Here is a 7,029-nt window from a genome sequence, read left to right as displayed (position 1 = left end):
GCCCCATGGTCGTAGGAGGTGTCCCTACGACCATGGGGCGCGGGCCGGGAGGAGGCGCCCTGTACTACTCCAAGAGGGGGGCCGGGCCCGCCGGATCAGGCGGGGTTCACCGCCGTACCGCCGTCACCTTCTCGCTCTCGATCCGCTTCGCCAGCGCATCCTCGGCCAGGCGCTCCAGATTCCGGCAGAGCACCACGGATCCCCCGCTGGCCAGCGGCGCGAACAGCCCCGCGCTGAGCCCCTCCCAGGTGTCGTACGGCAACCCGGACAGCAGCCGCGAGCCGGGCCCCGTCAGGTCCAGCTCGGCCGAGTCGGCGAGGGCCTTCTGCACGACCTCGGCCCCGCTGAACTCCGCGCCGGCCACGATCAGCGCCGACTCCCCGCCGTACGGCGAGGTGAACCGGTCGCCCTGGCCCGGCACCTCCACGGCGTAGTCGAGGAACCCCTGCGGCGGCTGCGGGAACCGTCCGCCGAGCGGCCGCAGGGCCAGCGCGACCCGCTCGCCCCGGCACGCCCGTGCCGCCTCCAGCGTGTCCGGCCCGCTGACCACCACATCGGCCGCCGCCGGATCCCCGGCCACGTCCGCGACCGCGCCCACCGAGGCGCAGGCCAGCAGCCACACCGCCGTCTGCCAGTGCGCGGGCAGCAGCAGCGCGACCCGGTCGCCGGGTTCCACGGAGAGGTCGCCCTCAAGGAGGTTCGCGGTCTTGGCCACCCAGTTGGCGAAGGTGGCGACCGAGAGTTCGACGCGTTCGCCCGTGGCATCGTCGTAGAAGGTCACCAGCGGGCGGCCGGGATCCGCGGCGAGGGCGGAAGTCAGCAGGTCGGCGGGGGTGCGATCGGTGGCGTTCACCCGGCACAGGGTACGCGCGCGACGGCGCGCGACGGGGGCGCGTCTCTCACTGATCTCACACCCGTCTCACGGCAAACCGCGTGGCCGTCACGGCCTCCGTCGCTACGGTCTGCATACACTGACCGGCCGATACGAGTAGAACGAGTCAGTTCGGCCGGTCCCGGCAGGAAGCAGAGACGACAGGTGACAGAAGCGATCCTCCTGGTCGGCGGCAAAGGCACCCGGCTGCGCCCGCTCACCGTGCACACGCCCAAGCCCATGGTCAGGGCCGCGGGCGTGCCGTTCCTCACCCACCAGCTGGCGCGGGCGAGAGCGGCGGGCGTCGAGCACATCGTCCTTGCCACCAGCTATCTGGCCGAGGTCTTCGAGCCGTACTTCGGCGACGGCTCCGCGCTGGGCCTCCACCTCGAGTACGTCACCGAGGAGGAGCCCCTCGGCACCGGCGGCGCGATCCGCAATGTCGCCTCGCGGCTGCACTCCGGGCCCGACGAGCCGGTGCTGATCTTCAACGGCGACATCCTGACCGGTCTGGACATCCGGGCCCTCGTCGACACCCATGAGTCGACGGGCGCGGATGTCTCGCTGCATCTGACGAAGGTGTCCGACCCGCGGGCCTACGGCCTGGTGCCGACCGACGAGACGGGCCGGGTGCTGGCGTTCCTGGAGAAGCCGCAGACGCCCGAGGAGATCGTCACCGACCAGATCAACGCGGGGGCGTACGTCTTCCGGCGCTCGGTCATCGACGCGATCCCGGCGGGCCGGCCGGTGTCGGTGGAGCGCGAGACGTTCCCCCAGCTGCTCGCGGCCGGGGCGCACCTCCAGGGCATGGTCGACTCCACGTACTGGCTGGACCTCGGCACCCCGGCGGCGTTCGTGCGCGGCTCGGCCGACCTGGTGCTCGGGCGCGCGCCGTCGCCCGCGGTGCCGGGGCGCTGCGGTGACCGGCTGGTGCTGCCGACGGCCCAGGTGGCGCCGGACGCGAAGCTGACCGGGGGCACGGTGGTGGGCGAGGGCGCGTTCGTCGCGGAAGGCGCGCGGGTCTTCGGCTCGACGATCCTGCCGGGCGCGGTCATCGAGCCCGGCGCGGTCATCACCGACTCCCTCATCGGCACCCGCGCCCGCGTCGGCACCCGCTCCGTCCTCACCGGCACGGTCATCGGCGACGGCGCGGTCATCGGCCCCGACAACGAGCTCCGCGAGGGGGCGCGGGTGTGGTGCGACGCGCGTATTCCGGCGGGCGCGGTGCGGTTCTCTTCCGACCAGTAGGGGTGCGGGGGCGGGGGAGGCTTGCGTCCCCCGTAACTGCGGGCAATCGTGCCGCTGGGGCGGCACGGGTGGGCGCAGCGGCACCCGGCCCGCGCCGGTGAGCGGAACCCATCCCCGCTCAGCTCTAACTCCGGCTCAGAGCAACCCGATGTCCACCCGAGGCATCTTCGGAACCCGCCGAGCAGGGGTGAGTCCGCTCAACAGGATCAGCCGGGCGGCACGGTGCCGCTGCCCGGCGTACGGCTCCAGCAGACGCAGCATCTCGGAGTCGTCCGCGTGCCGGTCGCCCGCCAGCGCCCACCCCACGATCCCCGGCAGATGCAGATCCCCGACCGTCACCTCGTCCGCCGCCCCATGGCTGCGCTGCACCACCTCGGCCGACGTCCACACCCCCACCCCCGGCACGACCTCCAGCCGCGCCCGAGCCTCCCCCGGGGGCATGTCCACCGCCTGCTCCATCCGCGCGGCCACCCGCACCGCCCGCAGGATCGTGGACGCGCGCTTGTCGTCGACCCCGGCCTTATGCCACTCCCAGGAGGGAATCAGCGCCCATGTCCGGGCCGCGGGCATGACGAACATCGGCCGCTCACCGAGCCCCGCGGGACCCGGCGCGGGCTCCCCGAACCGCCGCACCAGCAGCCGCCACGCCCGATACGCCTCGTCCGTCGTGACCTTCTGCTCCAGCACCGACGGGATCAGTGATTCCAGGACCAGACCGGTCCGTGTGAGCCGCAGCCCCGGTCGCCGATGCCGCGCCAGGGCCACGACCCGGTGCCGGGGCACGAACGCCTCCGGATCGTCGGCCGCCCCGAGCAACGCGGGCAGACCGTCGAGCAGCCACTCGGCCCCCGGCCCCCACGCCTCGCCGAGCACCTCACCGCCGTACGCCCGTACCCGCAGCGTGCCGGGACCCGCCGGGGTGCGGCAGGCCCGCCACACGGACCCGTCCGCCGTGGCCCGGAACGTCGGATCGGCGGGCCCGCGCCGCAGCGGCCCGAGCACCAGACCGAGATCGAGCGGCCCCCCGGGAACCCACCGCCGCACCCGCGCGGGCACCGCGACCTGCCGCGGTATCCCACCCGCACCCCCCGTACCGCCCGCGGACACGCCGGCCTGCCCACCGCGCACAGCCGTACGCGTGGGCCGCTGAACGAAACGTCCTGCCACGGATGGATCCTCGGGTCGCCGGTGCGGCCGGATGCCGCGGTGCCGTCCTTCGAGACTAGGCGAGACCGGGCCCCGCCCCCGTCTCACCGCACCTCGATGAACGCCTCCGCGCCCCGCTCCGTCCGCGGCATCGGCGCCTGGGCCGGATGCCCGATCGCCACCGCGCCCATCGGATCCCACTCCGGGGGCAGCCCGAGCGTCTCGCGCACCACGTCCCGGCAGAACATCGTGGACGACACCCAGGCCGAGCCGAGGCGTTCTCCGGCCAGCGCCACCAGGAAGTTCTGCACGCCCGCGCCCATGGCGACGACGAACATCTCGCGCTCGGCACCGTCGCGCCGCGCGTCCCCGTAGTGGTGCGAGCCGTCCATGACGAGGCACGGCACCGCGAGGTAGGGCGCGTCGCGCAGCACCTCGCCGCGCCGGACCCGCTTGGCGATGGACTCCTCGCTCTTGCCGTCCCGGCGCAGGTCGGCGATCCAGGCGTCCCGCATCGCGTCCAGCAGTTCGTTCCGCGACTCGGCGGACTCCAGCAGCACGAACCGCCAGGGCGTGGTGTGGTGCGGCGCGGGCGCCGTCACGGCCGCCGCCACCGCCCGCCGTACCGAACCCGGGTCCACCGGCTCCTCGGTGAACGCCCTTACGGTGCGCCTGAGGGTCACGGCCTCGCGGACCGCCTCGGAGGTGCCGAGCCGGAACATGTCGTCGGCCGCAGCGCGCACCAGCGCCCGCGCGCCCGTGCCCGTCTCACCGGCCCGTTCCACCACCTGGGACAGGCCCCGCACCACCGCAACCGGCCGCCCCTCGGCCTTGCCCTTGACCAGGTCACCGGCGGCGGCCAGCTCATCGGCCGTGGCCACCACGGTGGCGCTGAGCGGATTGCCGTGCGCGTCCGTGCCCCCGCGCAGATCGTCCAGCACCCGCACCCCGGCGGCGCCGATCGCCACATCCGTGAGCCCCGCCCGCCAGGGTCGCCCGAAGGTGTCACTGACGACGACCCCGACCTCGACCCCGAGGACATCACGCAGCCCGTCGCGGATCGCCCGGGCGGACGCGTCCGGGTCCTCGGGCAGCAACAGCACGGTCCCGGCGGGGGTGTTGGAGGCGTCGACCCCGGCCGCGGCCATGACCAGGCCCTGCCGGTTCTCCACGATCCGCAGGGCACCCCGGCGGGCCACCACGCGCACCGTCTCCGCGTCGATCGCGGCCTCCCGGTCGGTGGCCCGGACGATCCGGCCCTCCGCCTTGGACACGATCTTGGAGGTGACGACCACCACGTCCCCGTCGGCCAGGCCGGGCTCGGCGACGGCGATCAGCTTGGCGAGGTCGTCGCCCCGCTGCACCTCGGGCAGCCCGGCCGGCGCCCAGACCTGGAACGCGGGAGCCTCCGCGCGGTCCGCACTCACGCGCCCCGCACCTCCTCGGCCAGCGTCAGCGCCTCCCGCGCCATCTGCGCGGTCGCGGCCACGTCGGTCATCATCAGCGGTACGGCACGGCAGCGGATTCCGTCGGCCTCCACGCGTTCGACCACCGCCGCGTCCACGGTGTCGACCAGCCAGCCGTCCAGCAGGCCCGAGCCGTAGTGCTCGGCGACCGCGGCGGCCGTGGACTCCACACCGACCGCGGCGAGCACCTTGTCGGCCATCCCGCGCACCGGCGCGTCGCCGACGATGGGGGACAGGCCGACCACGGGCACGCCCGCGTCCGCGATGGCCTCCCTGATGCCGGGGACCGCGAGGATCGTGCCGATGGACACGACCGGGTTGGACGGCGGGAAGAGGATGACGTCCGCCTCGGCGATCGCCTCCAGGACACCGGGGGCCGGCTTGGAGTGCTCGGCGCCGACCGGGACCACGGCCTCGGCGGGCACCCCGGCCCGCATCCGCACCCAGTACTCCTGGAAGTGGACCGCCTTGCGCTCGCCGTCGACCTCGACGGCCACATGCGTCTCCACCCGGTCGTCGGTCATCGGGATCAGCTTCACGCCCGGCTTCCACCGCTCGCACAGCGCCGCGGTGACCGCGCTCAGCGGATAGCCCGCGCCGAGCATCTGCGTCCGCACGATGTGCGTGGCGAAGTCCCGGTCGCCGAGCCCGAACCACTCGGGGCCGACCCCGTAGGCCGCCAGTTCCTCCTTGAGATGGAAGGTCTCCTCGGACCGTCCCCAGCCCTGCTCCTCGTTGATGCCGTCGCCCAGCGTGTACATCACCGTGTCGAGGTCCGGGCAGACCTTCAGCCCGAAGAGGTGGATGTCGTCGCCGGTGTTGCCGATCACCGTGACGTCCGCGTCGGGCGCGGCCTGCCTGAGACCACGCAGGAACCGAGCACCACCGATACCGCCTGCCAGAACCACAATGCGCATGGGAACCAGTCTTGCAGGAGGGTCCGACAACGCGTCAGGCAGTCACCGGACGCGCTGCGCAGGAGGGGGAGGCGTGCGCCCCGGCGTGCGCCGCAGGGTGCATGGGCATCTCGGTAAGACCCGGGTAGTAGATGTGCAGGCTGACCGCCGGTTCCAGCGCGTCGTTGACGACCTCGTGGGCGTACCCCGGCGCGAACACGTGCTGTGCGCCGGGCGTGAGCGTCCTGGCACCGCGCCGGGTGTGCTCGGTGAGCGAGCCTTCCAGGACGGTGAGGACACCGGAGGAGCGGCCGTGATCGTGCCGCCCGGTGCCCTGCCCCGGCACCCAGGACAGCAGCCAGACCTCGTAACCGGGGCCGGTGCGCAGCCGGTGGTACCAGCGGGCCGTGGCGTCGTAGCGCACGAGGTCCGCCCACTGGGCGCGGTCGGCGGCGATGGCGCGGGCCAGGCCGGCGAACTCGGCGACGGTGGCCGGGTGCTCGCGCGGCGGCTGGAGCAGGTGCGGGACCTCGAGCAGGTCACCGGCGATCTGGAGGTCGTTGTCGCTGTTCATGGGGGTGTGCTGGTTCCTCGGCGGAGAAGAGCGGAAGCCCGGCGGAGGGGGCTGCGAAGGAAGGACGACCGAGCCGCGGAAGGACGAGGCGTCGGCGACAGCCGGAGCGGAGACCCGAAAGAAAGAGGAAGGGGCCGGCTCAACAGCTGGAACAGCGACAACAGCTACAGCGGGCCCGGGCAGCACCGTGGGACCCGGCGGTGCGGGTCGAGGTGGGTACCGAGTTCGCGAGCATGCCCCCTAGGACAACGGTTCACACCAGTGCTGTCAACTCGACGACCGCCATGTGGGACACATTTCACCCCATCCGGGTCATCTGCCGCGCAGGAGGTTTGCTGCTCGGGGGACCGGGACACATGGGGCACATCCGAGCGCTCGACGAGCGGCGCAACGCGATCGAACGTCAGGACGTCTTCCTTCATGGAGCGGATGAGTGTCGTGCTTTATGCCGATTTGAACACTTTCCGCATGGCCTTGGTTCCGCAGAGTGAATAACGGGCTCAATAGCAGATCTCGGCTTGACTCGCCCGGAGCAGCACACTTGTAATTTCACTCGTGTCGTTCAGCCGAAATCGGTAACGGCGTACGCACGGGGACGCGAAAGACAGACGAGGGGCGCACATGACCGAGCTGGTGCAGCAACTGCTGGTCGACGACGCGGACGAGGAACTCGGCTGGCAGGAGCGCGCGCTGTGCGCCCAGACCGACCCCGAGTCCTTCTTCCCCGAGAAGGGCGGCTCCACCAGAGAGGCGAAGAAGGTCTGCCTCGCCTGCGAGGTCCGCTCCGAATGCCTTGAGTACGCCCTCGCCAACGACGAGCGCTTCGGC

The 7,029-nt window shown here is 72.7% G+C and carries 7 protein-coding genes; 2 read left to right on the top strand and 5 right to left on the bottom strand.

The genetic code is table 11. The annotated features are described in order from the left end of the window. Nucleotides 1-106: 106 nt before the first annotated feature. Nucleotides 107-853, bottom strand: coding sequence for a TIGR03089 family protein (locus CCN72_RS06295; RefSeq protein WP_086806666.1), 747 nt, complete (start codon nucleotides 851-853; stop codon nucleotides 107-109). A gap of 183 nt (nucleotides 854-1,036) precedes the next feature. Here CCN72_RS06295 and manB point away from each other — a divergent pair, with 183 nt between their 5' ends. Then, nucleotides 1,037-2,119 carry a mannose-1-phosphate guanylyltransferase gene (gene manB, locus CCN72_RS06290; RefSeq protein WP_086806665.1) on the top strand — a complete coding sequence of 361 codons (1,083 nt, stop codon included), beginning with the start codon at nucleotides 1,037-1,039 and terminating at the stop codon, nucleotides 2,117-2,119. 135 nt (nucleotides 2,120-2,254) lie between these two features. On the opposite strand, the gene CCN72_RS06285 is transcribed toward manB, so the two are convergent. The 4 genes from CCN72_RS06285 to CCN72_RS06270 all read right to left on the bottom strand — a co-directional run bounded on the left by CCN72_RS06285 (nucleotide 2,255) and on the right by CCN72_RS06270 (nucleotide 6,201). After that, nucleotides 2,255-3,286 carry a DNA-3-methyladenine glycosylase family protein gene (locus CCN72_RS06285; protein ID WP_167408649.1) on the bottom strand — a complete coding sequence of 344 codons (1,032 nt, stop codon included), beginning with the start codon at nucleotides 3,284-3,286 and terminating at the stop codon, nucleotides 2,255-2,257. Nucleotides 3,287-3,369: 83 nt separating this feature from the next. Then, entirely contained in the window at nucleotides 3,370-4,692 is a 1,323-nt protein-coding gene (locus CCN72_RS06280; RefSeq protein WP_086806664.1) for a coenzyme F420-0:L-glutamate ligase, read from the bottom strand. Next, nucleotides 4,689-5,648 carry a 2-phospho-L-lactate transferase gene (cofD, locus tag CCN72_RS06275; protein WP_086806663.1) on the bottom strand — a complete coding sequence of 320 codons (960 nt, stop codon included), beginning with the start codon at nucleotides 5,646-5,648 and terminating at the stop codon, nucleotides 4,689-4,691. Before cofD ends, CCN72_RS06280 begins: the two co-directional genes overlap by 4 nt. A 34-nt stretch (nucleotides 5,649-5,682) precedes the next feature. After that, nucleotides 5,683-6,201, bottom strand: coding sequence for a cysteine dioxygenase (locus CCN72_RS06270; RefSeq protein ID WP_086806662.1), 519 nt, complete (start codon nucleotides 6,199-6,201; stop codon nucleotides 5,683-5,685). A 621-nt stretch (nucleotides 6,202-6,822) separates the two neighbouring features. Here CCN72_RS06270 and CCN72_RS06260 point away from each other — a divergent pair. Then, nucleotides 6,823-7,029 (top strand): WhiB family transcriptional regulator (locus CCN72_RS06260; protein WP_086806661.1); only part of this gene is annotated, 207 nt, incomplete at its 3' end.

This window comes from Streptomyces murinus (assembly GCF_002154555.1).
GTDB lineage: Bacteria > Actinomycetota > Actinomycetes > Streptomycetales > Streptomycetaceae > Streptomyces > Streptomyces murinus.
The sequence above is the reverse complement of the archived record's forward strand: the minus strand, read 5'-3'. Positions and strand labels throughout refer to the sequence as shown.

Excerpts from the sequence above, each read along its gene's own strand:
- cofD (WP_086806663.1), bottom strand. The coding sequence starts at position 5,648 with ATGCGCATTGTGGTTCTGGCAGGCGGTATCGGTGGTGCTCGGTTCCTG.
- CCN72_RS06270 (WP_086806662.1), bottom strand. The coding sequence starts at position 6,201 with ATGAACAGCGACAACGACCTCCAGATCGCCGGTGACCTGCTCGAGGTC.